Below are 13916 nucleotides of genomic sequence, written 5' to 3' on the forward strand. Positions count from 1 at the left end.
CATGTCGCAATGCACAATTTAGGCAGTTCGCCGGACAAATCAAGAGGAAAATGAATTCCGCTTTCGGAACATAGACTTAGAACCAATTCGTGCCTAAGATATGTGCAGATAGCATCAAGTTTGTGCTGCAGTGCACACTTCGACACCGACTCCGGCCCGGCAATCTGCGTCGACTCGCGGCCGGCGGCCCGTCGCTTCGGGCTTGCCCCCGGCCGCCGCATGAGGGAACCATGGCCATCCCGCACCAGCCGGCCCGCCATGCCTGAGCCCCTCGCCCTCATCGCCGATCTCGGCGGCACCAACGCCCGCTTCGCCCTGGCCAATGCCGGCGGCACCCGCGACACCCAGATCCTGCACGGGGCGGACTATCCGACCCTGGCCGACGCCGCCCACGCCTATCTCGACATGATCAAGCCTGCGACCCCGCCGCGCCAAGCCGCGATCGACGTGGCCAGCCCGGTCACCGGCGACCAGGTGACGCTGACCAACGCCGCCTGGTCGTTCTCGATCTCGGCCCTGAAGAAGGATCTGGGGCTGGAGCGGCTGGAGGTGATCAACGACTTCACTGCCGTTGCGCTCGCGGTTCCTTATCTCGAGGAGGACGACCGCAGCCCGATCGGCGGCGGCACGCCGGTGGCGGGCGAGCCGATCGGCGTGCTCGGCCCCGGCACCGGGCTCGGCGTCTCCGGCCTGGTACCGAGCGGCGGGCGCTGGACCGCCCTGGCCGGCGAGGGCGGGCACGTCACCATGGCGGCCGCGACCGAGCGCGAGGCGGCGGTGCTGGACCGGCTGCGCCACCGCCACCAGCACGTCTCGGCCGAGCGCGTTCTGTCCGGCATGGGGCTGGTCAATCTGTACGAGACGCTGGCGCAGCTGGACGGGATCGACCCGGTGCAGCGCGATGCCGCCGCCGTCACTGAGGGCGCCAAGACCGGCGACCCGCTCTGTGCCGAGGCGGTGGCGATGTTCGCCTCGATGCTCGGCACCGTCGCCGGCAACTTGGCGCTGACGCTGGGGTCGCGCGGCGGCATCTACATCGCCGGCGGCATCGTGCCGAAGCTCGGGCCCTTGTTCGACGACGCGCTGTTCCGCCAGCGCTTCGAGGCCAAGGGCCGGATGCGCAGCTTCGTCGTCGGCATTCCGACCTATCTCGTCACCCACCCGCTGCCGGCCTTCCTCGGATTGCGCTCGGTGCTGGGCCTGACCTGATGACGCTCGATCTCGACCGGCTGCGCGCCGACACGCCGGGCTGCGCCCGGGTGCTGCATCTCGACAATGCCGGCTCGGCCCTGCCGCCGGCCCCGGTGCTGGACGCGATGCTGGACCATCTGCGGCGGGAGGCTGAGATCGGCGGCTATGCCGCCGCGGCCGAGGCCGAGCCGCGGCTGGAGGCCGCCTATGTCTCGATCGCCCGGCTGATCGGCGCCGATCCCGCCGAGATCGCGATGATGGAGAACGCGACGCGGGCCTGGGACATGGTGTTCTACGGCCTGCCGTTCCGGCCGGGCGACCGTATCCTGACCGCCAAGGCCGAATACGCCTCCAACACCATCTCCTACCTGCAGGTGGCGCAGCGCACCGGCGCGGTGGTCGAGGTCGTGCCCGACGACGCCACCGGCCAGCTCGACATCGCGGCGCTGGAGCAGGCGGTGACGGCGACCGATCGCGGCCCGGCCCGGCTGATCGCGGTCAGCCACATCCCGACCAATGGCGGGCTGGTCAACCCGGCGGCGGCGATCGGGCGGGTCGCACGCGCGCATAGCATTCCCTATCTGCTCGACGCCTGTCAGGCGATCGGCCAGATGCCGGTCGATGTCGAGGCGATCGGCTGCGACATGCTGTCGGCCACCGCCCGCAAGTTCCTGCGCGGGCCGCGTGCGGTCGGCTTCCTCTATGTCCGGCAGTCGATGCTGGAGCGGATCGATTCACCTTTCCTCGATCTCTATGCGGCGGAGATGGTGGCGCCTGACCGCTACGTGGTCCGCCCGGACGCCCGCCGCTTCGAGAATTTCGAGCGCAACTTCGTTGGCATCCTCGGCATGGGCGCCGCGGTCGACTACGCCCTCGCCCTCGGCCTCGACGCCATCCGCGACCGCGCCCGGGCCCTGGCGGCGCGGCTGCGCGACGGGCTCTCGGCCCTGCCCGGCGTCGCCGTGCGCGACAAGGGCGCCGAGCGCTCGGCGATCGTCAGCTTCACCAAGGCCGACGAGCCGGCCGAGGCGCTTCACCAGCGGCTGCGCGCGGCCGGCATCAACACCAGTGTCACCCGCCGCCGCTCGACCATGTTCGACATGACCGACCGCGGCCTGGACGCGATGCTGCGGGCCTCGCCGCACTACTACAACAGTGAGACCGAGATCGACCGGTTCGTGGAGACGGTCGGCCGGGGCTGACGGCCGGCGCTATTCCCCGAGCAGATGCAGCACGATCTCGCGCCGGTGCGGCCGGCGGCGGTGCTCGAACAGGTAGATCCCCTGCCAGGTGCCGAGCGCCAGCCGGCCGGAGGCGACCGGGATCGACAGTTGCACCTGGGTCAGCGCCGTGCGGATATGGGCCGGCATGTCGTCCGGCCCCTCGGCATCGTGGATGTAGCCGTCGCCCTCCGGCGCGATCCGCTCGAAATAGGCCTCCAGATCCGCCCGGACATCCGGGTCGGCATTCTCCTGGATCAGCAGCGAGGCGGAAGTGTGCCGGCAGAACACGGTCAGCAGGCCGGTCCCGATCCGCTGCACCTCGACCCAGGGCCGGATCTGCGGCGTGATCTCGACCAGCCCCTTGCCACGGGTGGTCACCTGGAGGCTGTGGAGGAATTGCCGCATCACCTGCCTTCGAACAGATCCGCGATCGTCTCGTCTTCCACGCCGACATCCGGGATGGCGATCTGCCCCTCGTAGCCGCCGGGTCGACGCCGCTCGCCGGCATATGGCTTGAGTTCTACCCATGGCGTGCCGTCGCGCTCAATGACCACGCGCTCTCCGGCTCGCGCCCGTTCCGCCAAGTCCGGCAGACCGGTCTTTGCCTCGCGCATGCTGACTCGGATCATCTGGTCCTCCTTCAGACGATAGCTAAGCCCATCCACAACGCCTGTCGCTTCCCGCCCAAACCACACTGCCTTCCCCATCCCCGCCCGATCGGCGAGAATGCACCCATGGCCGAAGACGAGTTCTACCTCCAGGTGCCGGTGTTCGACGGCTTTGCCCGGCTGACCGACGCCTCGCTGTACCGGCCGCTGCCGGAGGACTGGGTGATCGGCCTGTCCGACGTCGTCTCCTCCACCGCCGCGATCCGGGACGGGCAGTATAAGAGCGTCAACATCGCCGGCGCGGCGCTGATCGCCGCCGTGTCCAACGCCCTGGCGCAGCGCGACTACCCCTTCGCCTTCGGCGGCGACGGCGCCAGCTTCGCCCTTCCGCCCGGCGACGCCGACACCGCCCGCGCCGCGCTGGCCGCCACCGCCGCCTGGGTGCGCGACGAGCTGGGCCTGACCCTGCGGGTCGGGCTGGTGCCGGTGGCGTCGATCCGCACCGCCGGCTGGGACGTCCGCGTCGCCCGCTACGCCCCGTCGCCGAACGTCGCCTACGCCATGTTCATGGGCGGCGGCCTGGCCTGGGCCGAGCGCGAGCTGAAGGCCGGCACCTTCGCGGTCGAGCCGGCGCCGGCGGGCACCCGCCCCGACCTGACCGGCCTGTCCTGTCGCTGGCAGGAGTTCCCGGCCCGGCACGGCGTGGTGGTGTCGCTGATCGCCGCCCCGACGGTGGCCGAGAGCGAGGCCGGCTTCCGCGAGCTGGTCGGCGACATCCTGCGCATGACCGGGCGCGAGAGCGAGGCCGAGCACCCGATCGCCGATCTCGCGCGCGGCCTGGTCTGGCCGCCGCCGGGGCTGGATGTCGAGGCGCGGGCCTCGCGGGGCGCCAACCAGCCGCTTCTGCTGCGCAAGCTGGCACTGGGGCTGCAGAGCCTGGCCGGCTGGACGCTGTTCCGCTTCGGCATCCCGCTCGGCGGCTTCCAGCCCGGGCGCTACATGCGCGAGATGGTCGCCAATGCGGACTACCGCAAATACGATGACGGGCTGCGCATGACGCTGGACTGCACCCCGGCCCTGGCCGACCGGCTGGAGGCGCGCCTGCTGGCCGCCGAGCAGGCCGGCATCGCCCGCTTCGGCCTGCACCGGCAGGATTCGGCGATCGTCACCTGCTTCACGCCGTCGCCGCTGCGCAGCGACCATGTCCATTTCGTCGATGGCGCCGCCGGCGGTTATGCCGCGGCCGCATCGCGGCTGAAGCTGCCGTGAAGGCCGGCAACCTGTTCGACGCTCTGCCGCGGGAGGCGGCGGAGGAGCAGTTCACCACCCTGCTGCAGGGCGCGGGCTTGGTGCTGGAGCGCATCGTCTCCGCCGGCCAGGCCAGCCCGCCCGGCTTCTGGTACGACCAAGCGCGGGCGGAATGGGTGGTGCTGCTGCGCGGCTCTGCCGGGCTAGAGATCGAGGGGGAGCCGGCGCCGCGCGTGCTGCGGCCCGGCGACTGGGTGCATCTCCCGGCCCATGCCCGCCACCGCGTCGCCTGGACCGACCAGGACCAGCCGACCGTGTGGCTGGCGCTGCATCACGACTAGCCGCGGCTAAGCCGCGATCAGCTCGAACCGGTCGACATCGACCAGGCCACGGTCGGTGATCTTGAGGTGCGGGATCACCGGCAGCGGCAGGAAGGCGAGCTGGATGAAGGGCTCCGGCAGCGGGCAGCCCATCGCCTTCACTGACCGGCGCAGCGCCCGCAGGTCATCCGCCACCCGCTCGAAGGGCCGCAGGCTCATCAGACCCGCCAGGGGCAGGGCGATCTCGCCGGCCACCTGGCCGTTGCGGACAGCGACGAAGCCGCCCTGCAGCTCGATCAGCCGGTTCACCGCCACCGCCATGTCGGCGTCGTTGTCGCCGACCACGCAGATATTGTGGCTGTCATGCCCGACCGAGGAGGCCAGTGCCCCGCCGCGGAAGCCGAAGCCCCTGACGAAGGCGCGGCCGACGTTGCGGTTCACCCCGTGCCGGGCGAAGACGCAAATTTTGAGGATGTCCTGGTCCGGGTCTGGGTGGCGGCAGCCGTCGCGCCAGGGCAGGGTCGCGGTCAGCGCGTCGGTGATGATCTTGCCCGGGATCAGCCCGATCACCGGGCCGGTCGGGCCGCCCGTCGGGGCCCGGAAATCCTCCACCGCCACCGGGTCGAGCCTGACCGAGCCGAGGCCGACCGGCGCCGGGGCGGCGCGCCCCGCGAAGATGTCCGGCCCGACCACACGCCCGGCGCTGATCACCTGCGCCACGGCGCAGGTCTCGAGGTCATCCAGCAGCACCAGATCGGCGCGGCGGCCGGGCGCGACCAAGCCGCGGTCGCGCAGGCCAAAGCCCTGGGCCGCCGACCAGGTGGCGGCGCGATAGACATGGGCCACCGGCGCGCCCTGCCGGATCGCGGCCCGGATCAGATGGTCGAGATGACCTTCCTCGGCGATGTCGAGCGGGTTGCGGTCGTCGGTGCACAGGCCGAGCAGCGGCGAGGTCTCGGCCGAGATGATCGGCGCCAGCGCGTGCATGTCCTTGCTGACCGAACCGTCGCGGATCAGGATCTGCATGCCCTTGTGCAGCTTCTCCAGCGCCTCCTCCGGCCCCGTCGTCTCGTGGCAGTTGCGGATGCCGCAGGCGAGATAGGCGTTGAGCGGCTTGCCGCGCAGCAGCGGCGAATGGCCGTCGATATGGCCGTCCTGGAACGTGGCCAGCTTCTCCAGCACCCCCTCGTCCTTGGCCAGCAGGCCGGGGAAGTTCATGAACTCGGCCAGGCCGATCACCTTGGGATGGCCGCGGTGCCGCACCAGGTCGGCGGCGTCGAGCCGGGCGCCGGCGGTCTCGAGCTCCGTCGCCGGCACGCAGGAGGAGAGCTGGACCCGCAGGTCCATCGCGGTGCCGAGGGCGCCGTCGAGGAAATAGCGCAGCCCCGCCTCGCCCAGCACGTTGCAGATCTCGTGCGGATCGCAGATCGCGGTGGTGGTGCCGCGCGGCAGCACGCAGCGGTCGAACTCCGCCGGCGTCACCAGGGTCGATTCGCAATGCACATGGGTGTCGATGAAGCCGGGCACCAGCACCTTGCCGCGGCCGTCGATCTCGACCGCGCCGGAGTAGTCGTCGCAGGTGCCGACGATGCGGTCGCCGCAGACCGCCACGTCGCCCTCCAGCAGCGCGCCGCTGATCACGTCGAGGGTGCGCGCGCCCTTGATCACCAGATCGGCGGGCGCATGACCCAGCGCCTGGTCGATTCGCCGCCTCAGATCCGCCGTGCCGCCCATGCCGTCCTCTCCTCTCGGGCGGGCAGCGTAGCAGGATCGAGGCCGATCATGCGATGTCGGGCTGCCCGACGGCTCCGGCCTCGACCTCTTGGGAGACGATCAACGCCCGCATGCCGTGGGAGCCGGTGCTGCAGGCTCATCTCGACCGGCTGCGGGCGAAGTTCGCGGCCGGGCGGTGAAGGCAGCCGCCCGAGCGGTCTCAGGCCGTCTCCACCACCTCGATCTCGGCGGTGATCTCGGCCACCTTGCCGAGCATGATCGAGGCCGAGCAGTACTTCTCCTTCGACAGCGCCACGGCGCGCTCGACCTTGGCCCGGTCGAGGCCCCGGCCGGAGACGATGTAGCGCATATGGATCCTGGTGAAGACCTTGGGGTCGGTCTCGGCGCGCTCGGCCTCGACCTCGACCCGGCAATCGGCCACCGGCTCGCGCGCCTTCTCCAGGATCATCACCACGTCGAAGGCGGTGCAGCCGCCGAGGCCGAGCAGCAGCATCTCCATCGGTCGGACGCCGAGATTGCGCCCCCCGCTCTCCGGCGCGCCGTCCATGACCACGGCATGGCCGCTGCCGGATTCGCCGACGAAGGTGCGGCCTTCGACCCAGGTGATGCGGGCTTTCATGTGATCTGCTCCAGGAACCGATTCGAGCCGGCACCGTAGCAGGGGCCCGGGCCCTCGTCAGCCGGGCGGCATCGGCGCCGCCTCGGTCGGCCGGTCGGCGATCTCCAGGATCAGCTTGCGCACCACCGCGTCGGTGAAGCGGGCATCGGCGTCGGCGGTGATGACGAAGGCGCCGGGGCCACCGATCACCTGATCGCGGAAGAAATCCTCCAGCGAGCCCCCGGCCCAGCCCGGCCGGCCGCTGCGCGACAGCACGGCGAGGCCGTTGATGGTGATGCCGGCGGCCAGCGCCTCGGCCCGCACCTCCGGCAGCGGCCGTCCGCCGCGCTGGCCGGCATCGGCCGAGACGTCGATCACCTTCCTCAGCCCCTGATGGCTGTTGCCCTCGATCAGCCGTTGCGACAGGTCGATGGCGTTGCTGATCGAGTTCCAGCCGACTGCGCGCCGCGGTGCCGCCGCGAGTGCGGCACCGAAGGCGGCGGCGCTGGCCGGCCCGTCGATCACGGTCCAGTCGACGATGACATGCTGCGACTCCGCCCCGCCCCATTCGACGAAGGCGACCGCGATCCGGCCGGTGATGCCGCCGCGGATCGCCTGCTGCACCCGCGGATCGGCCAGGGCCTTGGCATAGCCCTCGCGCTGCAGCCGCAACTCCTCGTCATCGATCGAGCCGGAGCCGTCGGTGGCGAAGACCAGCTCGACATCGACGTCGGCCTCCTGCGCCGCGGCGGGGACCGCGGACAACGCCAGGGCCAGGGCAAGACCGCGATGCAGCACCCGCGCCTCCGCTTCGATGGCAGTCCTCAGCATTCCGGCCGGGGTCTGGTCTGTCAAATGCCAGCGGGACGCACCCCCGAATCCGGGCTTTGCATCGCCGCCGCTTTGCAGTATGGTCCGCGCCGCTTCGGGTCCTCGGGCCCGAGTCCATGGTCTGCACTCGTAGCTCAGCTGGATAGAGCGCCGCCCTCCGGAGGCGGAGGTCACAGGTTCGAATCCTGTCGAGTGCGCCATCCCTCCCGGATCAATTCAGACTTGGCGGAACAACTGCCGGAATCGGTTCTCCGCGTCGTTGGTGCCGCGACCCGTGTCGCCGTCGTGTGAGCGGCGGCGGCCGTTTTCCGAGTTGTTGCGGTTGCGCTTAATTGTCCGGCCTCCGCCCGTCCTTCCCGAACAGCTTCCAGAACCGTTGCTCGGCATCGCCGTCGCTACTGCTGCGCCGCCGATCGCGCCGGTCATCGTCGTCATCGTCCCGGTCCCGGTCGCGACGCCGGTAGCGATACCGATCGTCGTCGTCCCGGTCGCGATAGCGGTAGCGATACCGGTCACGGTCATAGCCCCAGTCGCGATTGTCGTTGTCATACCAGCTGGAATAGCTGTCGCCGTAGTAGCCGCCGCCATATCCCGGCCCCGTCTGACACGACGCCATGAGCGGGGCGGACGCTGCGATGGCGACCGCGACCAGCCCCGTCCGGAACAGATCACTGCCATATGCCACGACGCTCTCCTTCGTCGTTCGTGCTCCCCAGATCAACACGCGAGTTTGTGGCGGAATTCCGTCGCGCCAGGAGTCCGGCCCCGCAAGGCGGCGGTCCATCGGTCGGGTGACCCGAGGGCGGATCAGGCGGCGTGGCGCGGGGCCGCAGCGCCGACCAGCCCGGCCACCACCTCCTCGGCGATGGCGAAGCCGGTGCTCATGCCGGTGCCGCTGGTGACCTGGACCACCCGCGTCGCCTCATCCGGCGCCTCGGCGAAGGCCTCGGCCGGGCCGGCGGGGTAGATGCCGACCCAGCGCTCGGTCACCACCGGGTCGGGGACCTGCAGCAGCTCGGCCATGTGGCGCAGGATCAGCCCGTCCACCGCCTGCGGCGCGAAGGGGTCGGGCGAGTCGTCGTAATGGTGAGAATCGCCGACCACCAGCGAGCCGTCGGCCGACTGCACCACGATCAGATGGATGCCGTTGGCCAGCGTCTCCGGCACCTCGGCCGCCAGCCGGGCCTTCAGGGGCGCCGCCTCCGGCAGGTCGGCGAAGCCGTGGTAGCGGGCGAGGCTGAGGTCGCCCATCACCGCCGCCGGCAGCCGCCAGCCCGGCGCGGCCAGCCGCAACATCTGCAGCTTGCACAGGGTGGTGCGGCGGCGGGCCATGATCTCCGGGAACAGCGACCGCAGATCCGGGCCCGGGCAGACCACGATGAAATCGGCCAGCACCACCCCCTCGCTGGTCTCGACCCGCGGCGCCTGCACCGCGCGGACCTGGACGCCGCGGCGGAAGACGACACCATACGCCGATTCCAGCCAGGCGGCCAGGCGCGGGATCGCCTCGCGCGGCTCGATCCGCAGCTCATGCGGGCTCCACAGCCCGGCGCGCAGCCCCTCGGTCCGCGCCATCGGTAGCCGCGCCACCATGGCGGCGGCCGGCAGCAGGGTGCAGCTCTCGCCCATCCCGGTGCGGGCGAAGGCCTCCAGCACGCCTACCCCCTCGGCGGATCGAGCCAAGAGCGCAGTGCCGCGATGCAGCACCGGGATGCCGGCCTGCGGCGCCACCTCGGCCCAGATGTCGCGGCTGCGCATCGCCCGGCGCCAGGTCGGGCCGGCCGACTGGCCGCTGACGGTGACGAAGCCGAAATTGCGGATCGAGGCGCCGATGGCGCGCGCCTCGCGGTCGATCACCACCACCCGCAGCCCCTGCCGCACCGCGGTCAGGGCATGGGCGAGGCCGAGAATGCCGGCGCCGACGATGGCGAGATCGTAGCGGTTCACGGCGCGTCCCCGACGGCGATGCGAGCCTCGATCCGCCCGATCGCGGCCGGGACGTCGGCGATACCGTCCACCACCTCATGCGCGCCGGCGGCCCGAAGCCGGTTGGTGGCGGCCCGGCGCAGCTCCGCCTGCCGCTCCGCCGGCAGGGCCGCCCATTCCGCCTCGGTCAGCCCGACCTCGTTGCCGGTGACGGCCAGGGCGATGGTCCACATCCCGGCGTTCAGACCCTCGGCCACGTCGACCACGGTGTCGCCGACCTTGACCGCGGCCTGGACCGGATGGAGGTCGAGCTCGATCAGCGCCTTCAGCGCCATCGCCGGGCCGGGGCGGCCGGACGGGGTCTCGCCGGCGCAGACGATCACCTCGGGTTCATAGCCCTGCCGGGCCGCCTCGGGGATCACCACCTGCATCACCGGGCGCGGGAAGCCGGTGGTGGTGCCGATGCGGATGCCGCGGACCTGCAGCGCCGCCATGGTCTCGACCGTGCCTGGGATCAGCACGGCGTGCCGCTGCACCGCCGCGATCTGCAGCGGCAGGAAGCGCTCATACAGCTCGTCGATATCGGCCGGCGCCGGCGCCCGGCCCTGCGCCCGCTCCCAGGCCGCCGCCACCTGCGGCATGGCCAGCAGCGCCCGGATGTGGTCCCACTTGGCCATGCCCATCGGCAGCCGGGCGGTAGCCAATGGCACCTCGACGCCCATCGCGGCGAAGGCCTCGACCAGCGAGGTGATCGGCGCCCGGCAGCCGAAATCGACCGTGGTGCCCGCCCAGTCGAAGATCGCGGCCCGGATCGGGCCGTCATAGCGGAGGCGATGGATGAAGCTCATGGCGCGCTCCCGGACAGCGTGGATGGCGGGAGGAAGCCAGAGAGTCTAATATTGATCCAATTCATATTATCCATGCAGATCATTGATGAGCTCAACTCTGGCGGTGCAACTCCGCGCCTTCCATGCGGTCGCGACCGAGGGCAGCTTCACCAAGGCGGCGCGGGCCATCGGCGTGTCGCAATCGACCCTGTCGATCGAGGTCAAGGCGCTGGAGCAGCGCTACGGCGTGCAGCTGTTCCGCCGCTCCGGCCGGACGATCGAGCTGACCTTGCTGGGCGCCGAGCTGATGACCTTTACCAACCGCGCCTTCACCGCCCAGGCCGAGGCGGTGGAACTGCTGCAGGGCACCAGCCGGGTGCCGACCGGCACGCTGCGCCTGGGCGCGGATGGGCCGTTCCACGCCATGCCGCTGGTCGCCGCCTTCACCGCGCGGCACGCCGGGGCGCGGGTGCGGATGACGGTCGGCAATGCCCAGCGGGTGCTGGCCGACCTGGTCGACATCCGGCTCGACGTGGCGCTGCTGGCGCGGGTGCCGGGCGACCCGCAGCTGCACGCCCTGCCGCTGTGGCACGACCCGGTGCATGTTCTGCTGCCGCGCGACCACCCCCTGGCCCGGATGCGCAGCGTGCCGGCGCCGCTGATCGCGCGGGAGCGGCTGGTGATGCGCGAGGCCGGGTCGATGACGCGGGAGACGGTGGAGCGCGCCTTCGCCGCGGTCGACCTGCCGCTGACGCCGTGGATGGAGGTGGAGGGGCGGGAGGCGTCGCGCGAGGCGATCGCCGCCGGCCTGGGCATCGGCTTCATGTCGGCGGCCGAGCTGACGCCGGACCCGCGCTTCGTCAGCCGCCCGATCGCCGGCTGCCGGGTGGAGATGGACGAATATGTGGTGTGTTTGCGCGAGCGCCAGCGCCTGGCCATCGTCCGCGCCTTCCTCGACATCGCCGCCGAGGCCAGCCGGGCGCGGCGCGAGGCCGCCGCGCCCGGGTAGGGTCAGGCGCGCTGGCTGAAATCCGGCGGCGGCGTGCTGAAATCGACCAGCGGCCGCACCTCGACGAAGCCGATCCGGGCCAGGGGGTGCGTGGCGGCAACCTGCGCCGCCTCGTCGAGGTCGCGCGCCTCGATCACGACGAAGCCGCCGAGGATCTCCTTGGTCTCCATGAACGGGCCGTCGACGGCCGAGGTCTTGCCCTCGCGCACCTTCACGGTGCGGGCGCCGTCGGGCAGCTCCAGCGCCTCGCCGGCCACGAAATGGCCGCTGGCCTTCAGCGTCTCGTCATGGGTGGCGCAGCCCTCGAGCGCCGCATTGGCCTCGAGGCTGCCGCCGAACAGCGACTGCGGATCGTAGTAGATGAGGCAGGCATAGCGCATGACCGGTTCCTTCTGCTTGCGCTTGAATGCCCCTAATCGTCCGTCCCGAACTGGATTCGACACGCCTCCGATTTTTTTCCGCTACGCCAGGTGGCAGGCGACCTTATGGCCATCCTCCAGCTCCCGCATCTCCGGCACCTCAGCCCGGCAGCGGTCGGTCGCCAGCGGGCAGCGGGTGTGGAAGCGGCAGCCGGCCGGCGGGTTGGCGGGGCTGGGCAGCTCCCCCTTCAGCACCGCACGGTCGCGCGGCGCGTCCGGGTCGATTGCCGGGATCGCCGACAGCAGCGCCTGGGTGTAGGGGTGCAGCGGCCGGTCGAACAGCGCGTCGCGGCCGGCGGTCTCGACGATCACGCCGAGATACATCACCGCGATCTCGTCGCAGAGATGCTCGACCACCGCCAGATCGTGCGAGATGAACAGGAAGGTGACGCCCCGCTGCTCCTTCAGGTCGGAGAACAGGTTGATGATCTGCGCCTGGATCGAGACGTCGAGGGCCGAGACCGGTTCATCGGCCACGATCAGCTCCGGCTTCAGCGCCAGGGCCCGGGCGATGCCGATGCGCTGGCGCTGGCCGCCGGAGAATTCATGCGGGTAGCGGGCATACTGGTACGGCGCCAGGCCGCAGATCCGCATCACCTCCAGCACCGCGTCGCGCAGCTCGGCCCGGCGGACCAGGCCATGCGCCAGCAGCGCCTCGCCGATCGCGTCGCCGATCCGGACCCGCGGGTTGAGCGATCCGTAGGGGTCCTGGAACACCAGCTGCATCTTCGGCCGCAGCGCCCGCCGGCCGCGGCGGCCGATCGCGTTGATGTCCCGCCCCTCGAAGCGCACCGTGCCGGCCGTCGGCTGGTACAGACCCAGCACGGTGCGGCCGAGCGTCGACTTGCCGCTGCCGGATTCGCCGACCAGGCCGAAGCTGGTGCCGCGGCGGATGCGGAGATCGACCCCGTCGACGGCGCGGACATGGCCGGTGACATGGCCGAACACCCCGTCGCGGATCGGGAAATGCGTCTTGAGGCCCTCGACCTCGAGCAGCGGCGTCTCGGTCATATCGCCCCCGACTGCGCCAGGAAGCAGGCGGCGCGATGGGGCTCCCCGGCCGGTTCCAGCGCCGGGAGGCCGGTGCGGCAGACATCAGCCGCGGCGAAGCAGCGGTCGGCGAAGGCGCACCAGGCGGGGAGATGCGCCGGGCTGGGCACCTGGCCCGGGATCGAGTCGAGCCGGCGGCGGCGCTGTCCCGGCACCGGGCGCGAGGCCAGCAAGCCGCGGGTGTAGGGGTGCTTCGGCCGCAGCAGGATGTCGCGCACCGGCCCGGTCTCGACCACCCGCCCGGCATACATCACCACCACCCGGTCGGCGAGCTCCGCCACCATGCCGAGGTCATGAGTGATCAGCATCAGCGCCGTGCCCTGCTCGCGCTTCAGCCGGCCCAGCAGCTCCAGGATCTGGGCCTGGATGGTGACGTCGAGCGCCGTGGTCGGCTCGTCCGCGATCAGGAGCTTCGGGCCGCAGCTGAGCGCGATCGCGATCATCACCCGCTGCAGCATCCCGCCCGACAGCTGGTGCGGATAGCCCTCGACGATCCTGTCCGCCCGGGCGATGCCGACCCGGTCCAGCAGCGCGATCGCCTCCTCCCACGCCGCCTTCGGCGCCAGGCCGCGATGCTCGATCAGCGGCTCAACGATCTGCTCGCCGATGGTCAGCACCGGGTTCAGCGCGCTCATCGGCTCCTGAAAGATCATGGCGATCTCGTTGCCGCGCAGGCCGCGCATCTCCTCCGGCTTCAACGCCAGCAGGTCGCGGCCGCGGTAGACGATGCGGCCGCCGGCGACCCGGCCGGCCGGGCGCCGCAGCAGCCCCATCAGCGACAGGGCGGTGACGCTCTTGCCGCAGCCGGATTCGCCGACCACGCCGACGGTCTCGCCTTCGGCGATGCCGAACGAGACCTGGGTCACCGCCCGGGCGATGCCCTCCTCGGTGCGGAACTGGACCGACAGGTCCTGGAACTCGACCAGCATCGC

Annotated in this window: 17 protein-coding genes and 1 tRNA gene; 7 read left to right on the forward strand and 11 right to left on the reverse strand. The window is 71.2% G+C overall.

What is annotated here, in order from left to right; genetic code table 11:
- Positions 1–258 precede the first annotated feature (258 nt).
- Positions 259–1209, forward strand: coding sequence for a glucokinase (gene glk, locus QFZ27_RS04335; protein WP_429224860.1), 951 nt, complete (start codon positions 259–261; stop codon positions 1207–1209).
- Positions 1209–2393, forward strand: coding sequence for an aminotransferase class V-fold PLP-dependent enzyme (locus QFZ27_RS04340; protein WP_429224861.1), 1185 nt, complete (start codon positions 1209–1211; stop codon positions 2391–2393). Before glk ends, QFZ27_RS04340 begins: the two co-directional genes overlap by 1 nt.
- A 9-nt stretch (positions 2394–2402) precedes the next feature.
- Here the strand turns inward: QFZ27_RS04340 and QFZ27_RS04345 are convergent, their stop codons facing one another.
- Complete coding sequence (locus QFZ27_RS04345; RefSeq protein WP_429224862.1) at positions 2403–2819, reverse strand: secondary thiamine-phosphate synthase enzyme YjbQ; 417 nt, start codon at positions 2817–2819, stop codon at positions 2403–2405.
- Complete coding sequence (locus QFZ27_RS04350) at positions 2819–3043, reverse strand: type II toxin-antitoxin system Phd/YefM family antitoxin (protein ID WP_429224863.1); 225 nt, start codon at positions 3041–3043, stop codon at positions 2819–2821. The genes QFZ27_RS04345 and QFZ27_RS04350 overlap by 1 nt, the downstream gene beginning before the upstream one ends.
- A gap of 105 nt (positions 3044–3148) precedes the next feature.
- On the opposite strand from QFZ27_RS04350, the gene QFZ27_RS04355 reads away from it, so the two are divergent.
- Together QFZ27_RS04355 and QFZ27_RS04360 are read left to right on the forward strand one after the other, a co-directional pair.
- Positions 3149–4291, forward strand: coding sequence for a DUF3095 domain-containing protein (locus tag QFZ27_RS04355; protein ID WP_429224864.1), 1143 nt, complete (start codon positions 3149–3151; stop codon positions 4289–4291).
- The gene (locus QFZ27_RS04360; RefSeq protein ID WP_429224865.1) at positions 4288–4611 is read left to right on the forward strand and encodes a cupin domain-containing protein; all 324 of its coding nucleotides are present in this window, start codon (positions 4288–4290) and stop codon (positions 4609–4611) included. Before QFZ27_RS04355 ends, QFZ27_RS04360 begins: the two co-directional genes overlap by 4 nt.
- Before the next feature lie 6 nt (positions 4612–4617).
- Here the strand turns inward: QFZ27_RS04360 and ade are convergent, their stop codons facing one another.
- Positions 4618–6324 (reverse strand): adenine deaminase, encoded by a 1707-nt coding sequence (gene ade / locus QFZ27_RS04365; RefSeq protein WP_429224866.1) that lies wholly within the window; start codon positions 6322–6324, stop codon positions 4618–4620.
- A 53-nt stretch (positions 6325–6377) separates the two neighbouring features.
- Here ade and QFZ27_RS04370 point away from each other — a divergent pair, with 53 nt between their 5' ends.
- Positions 6378–6503: a hypothetical protein gene (locus tag QFZ27_RS04370; RefSeq protein WP_429224867.1), complete on the forward strand. Its 126-nt coding sequence runs from the start codon at positions 6378–6380 to the stop codon at positions 6501–6503.
- Between the two features lie 20 nt (positions 6504–6523).
- On the opposite strand, the gene QFZ27_RS04375 is transcribed toward QFZ27_RS04370, so the two are convergent.
- A complete protein-coding gene (locus QFZ27_RS04375; protein ID WP_429224868.1) occupies positions 6524–6943 on the reverse strand; it encodes an OsmC family protein in 420 nt (139 codons plus the stop codon).
- Positions 6944–7000: 57 nt separating this feature from the next.
- Entirely contained in the window at positions 7001–7753 is a 753-nt protein-coding gene (locus QFZ27_RS04380) for a DUF1194 domain-containing protein (RefSeq protein ID WP_429224869.1), read from the reverse strand.
- Between the two features lie 123 nt (positions 7754–7876).
- Here QFZ27_RS04380 and QFZ27_RS04385 point away from each other — a divergent pair.
- Positions 7877–7953, forward strand: a tRNA-Arg gene (locus QFZ27_RS04385).
- Positions 7954–8081: 128 nt separating this feature from the next.
- On the opposite strand, the gene QFZ27_RS04390 is transcribed toward QFZ27_RS04385, so the two are convergent.
- From QFZ27_RS04390 to phnX, 3 genes are all read right to left on the reverse strand, one after another.
- Entirely contained in the window at positions 8082–8438 is a 357-nt protein-coding gene (locus QFZ27_RS04390; RefSeq protein ID WP_429224870.1) for a hypothetical protein, read from the reverse strand.
- A 122-nt stretch (positions 8439–8560) separates the two neighbouring features.
- Positions 8561–9700, reverse strand: a complete 1140-nt coding sequence (locus QFZ27_RS04395; protein ID WP_429224871.1) for a TIGR03364 family FAD-dependent oxidoreductase — start codon at positions 9698–9700, stop codon at positions 8561–8563.
- Positions 9697–10527 carry a phosphonoacetaldehyde hydrolase gene (gene phnX / locus QFZ27_RS04400; RefSeq protein ID WP_429224872.1) on the reverse strand — a complete coding sequence of 277 codons (831 nt, stop codon included), beginning with the start codon at positions 10525–10527 and terminating at the stop codon, positions 9697–9699. The genes QFZ27_RS04395 and phnX overlap by 4 nt, the downstream gene beginning before the upstream one ends.
- Before the next feature lie 85 nt (positions 10528–10612).
- On the opposite strand from phnX, the gene QFZ27_RS04405 reads away from it, so the two are divergent.
- The gene (locus QFZ27_RS04405; protein WP_429224873.1) at positions 10613–11515 is read left to right on the forward strand and encodes a LysR substrate-binding domain-containing protein; all 903 of its coding nucleotides are present in this window, start codon (positions 10613–10615) and stop codon (positions 11513–11515) included.
- Between the two features lie 2 nt (positions 11516–11517).
- Here QFZ27_RS04405 and QFZ27_RS04410 read toward each other — a convergent pair whose 3' ends face one another.
- The 3 genes from QFZ27_RS04410 to QFZ27_RS04420 form a co-directional block, all read right to left on the reverse strand.
- The gene (locus tag QFZ27_RS04410) at positions 11518–11895 is read right to left on the reverse strand and encodes a YciI family protein (RefSeq protein ID WP_429224874.1); all 378 of its coding nucleotides are present in this window, start codon (positions 11893–11895) and stop codon (positions 11518–11520) included.
- 81 nt (positions 11896–11976) lie between these two features.
- Positions 11977–12945: an ABC transporter ATP-binding protein gene (locus QFZ27_RS04415; RefSeq protein WP_429224875.1), complete on the reverse strand. Its 969-nt coding sequence runs from the start codon at positions 12943–12945 to the stop codon at positions 11977–11979.
- Positions 12942–13913, reverse strand: coding sequence for an ABC transporter ATP-binding protein (locus tag QFZ27_RS04420; protein ID WP_429224876.1), 972 nt, complete (start codon positions 13911–13913; stop codon positions 12942–12944). The genes QFZ27_RS04415 and QFZ27_RS04420 overlap by 4 nt, the downstream gene beginning before the upstream one ends.
- Positions 13914–13916: the final 3 nt, after the last annotated feature.

This window comes from Inquilinus ginsengisoli, from assembly GCF_050434925.1.
Lineage (GTDB): Bacteria > Pseudomonadota > Alphaproteobacteria > DSM-16000 > Inquilinaceae > Inquilinus > Inquilinus ginsengisoli_B.

Bases quoted from the DNA above. Each gene is read 5' to 3' on its own strand.
- glk (WP_429224860.1), top strand. From the start codon at position 259: ATGCCTGAGCCCCTCGCCCTCATCGCCGATCTCGGCGGCACCAACGCC.
- QFZ27_RS04340 (WP_429224861.1), top strand. From the start codon at position 1,209: ATGACGCTCGATCTCGACCGGCTGCGCGCCGACACGCCGGGCTGCGCC.
- QFZ27_RS04345 (WP_429224862.1), bottom strand. From the start codon at position 2,819: ATGCGGCAATTCCTCCACAGCCTCCAGGTGACCACCCGTGGCAAGGGG.
- QFZ27_RS04350 (WP_429224863.1), bottom strand. From the start codon at position 3,043: ATGATCCGAGTCAGCATGCGCGAGGCAAAGACCGGTCTGCCGGACTTG.
- QFZ27_RS04355 (WP_429224864.1), top strand. From the start codon at position 3,149: ATGGCCGAAGACGAGTTCTACCTCCAGGTGCCGGTGTTCGACGGCTTT.
- ade (WP_429224866.1), bottom strand. From the start codon at position 6,324: ATGGGCGGCACGGCGGATCTGAGGCGGCGAATCGACCAGGCGCTGGGT.
- QFZ27_RS04370 (WP_429224867.1), top strand. From the start codon at position 6,378: ATGTCGGGCTGCCCGACGGCTCCGGCCTCGACCTCTTGGGAGACGATC.
- QFZ27_RS04375 (WP_429224868.1), bottom strand. From the start codon at position 6,943: ATGAAAGCCCGCATCACCTGGGTCGAAGGCCGCACCTTCGTCGGCGAA.
- QFZ27_RS04380 (WP_429224869.1), bottom strand. From the start codon at position 7,753: ATGCTGAGGACTGCCATCGAAGCGGAGGCGCGGGTGCTGCATCGCGGT.
- phnX (WP_429224872.1), bottom strand. From the start codon at position 10,527: ATGAGCTTCATCCATCGCCTCCGCTATGACGGCCCGATCCGGGCCGCG.
- QFZ27_RS04405 (WP_429224873.1), top strand. From the start codon at position 10,613: ATGAGCTCAACTCTGGCGGTGCAACTCCGCGCCTTCCATGCGGTCGCG.
- QFZ27_RS04410 (WP_429224874.1), bottom strand. From the start codon at position 11,895: ATGCGCTATGCCTGCCTCATCTACTACGATCCGCAGTCGCTGTTCGGC.
- QFZ27_RS04415 (WP_429224875.1), bottom strand. From the start codon at position 12,945: ATGACCGAGACGCCGCTGCTCGAGGTCGAGGGCCTCAAGACGCATTTC.
- QFZ27_RS04420 (WP_429224876.1), bottom strand. From the start codon at position 13,913: ATGCTGGTCGAGTTCCAGGACCTGTCGGTCCAGTTCCGCACCGAGGAG.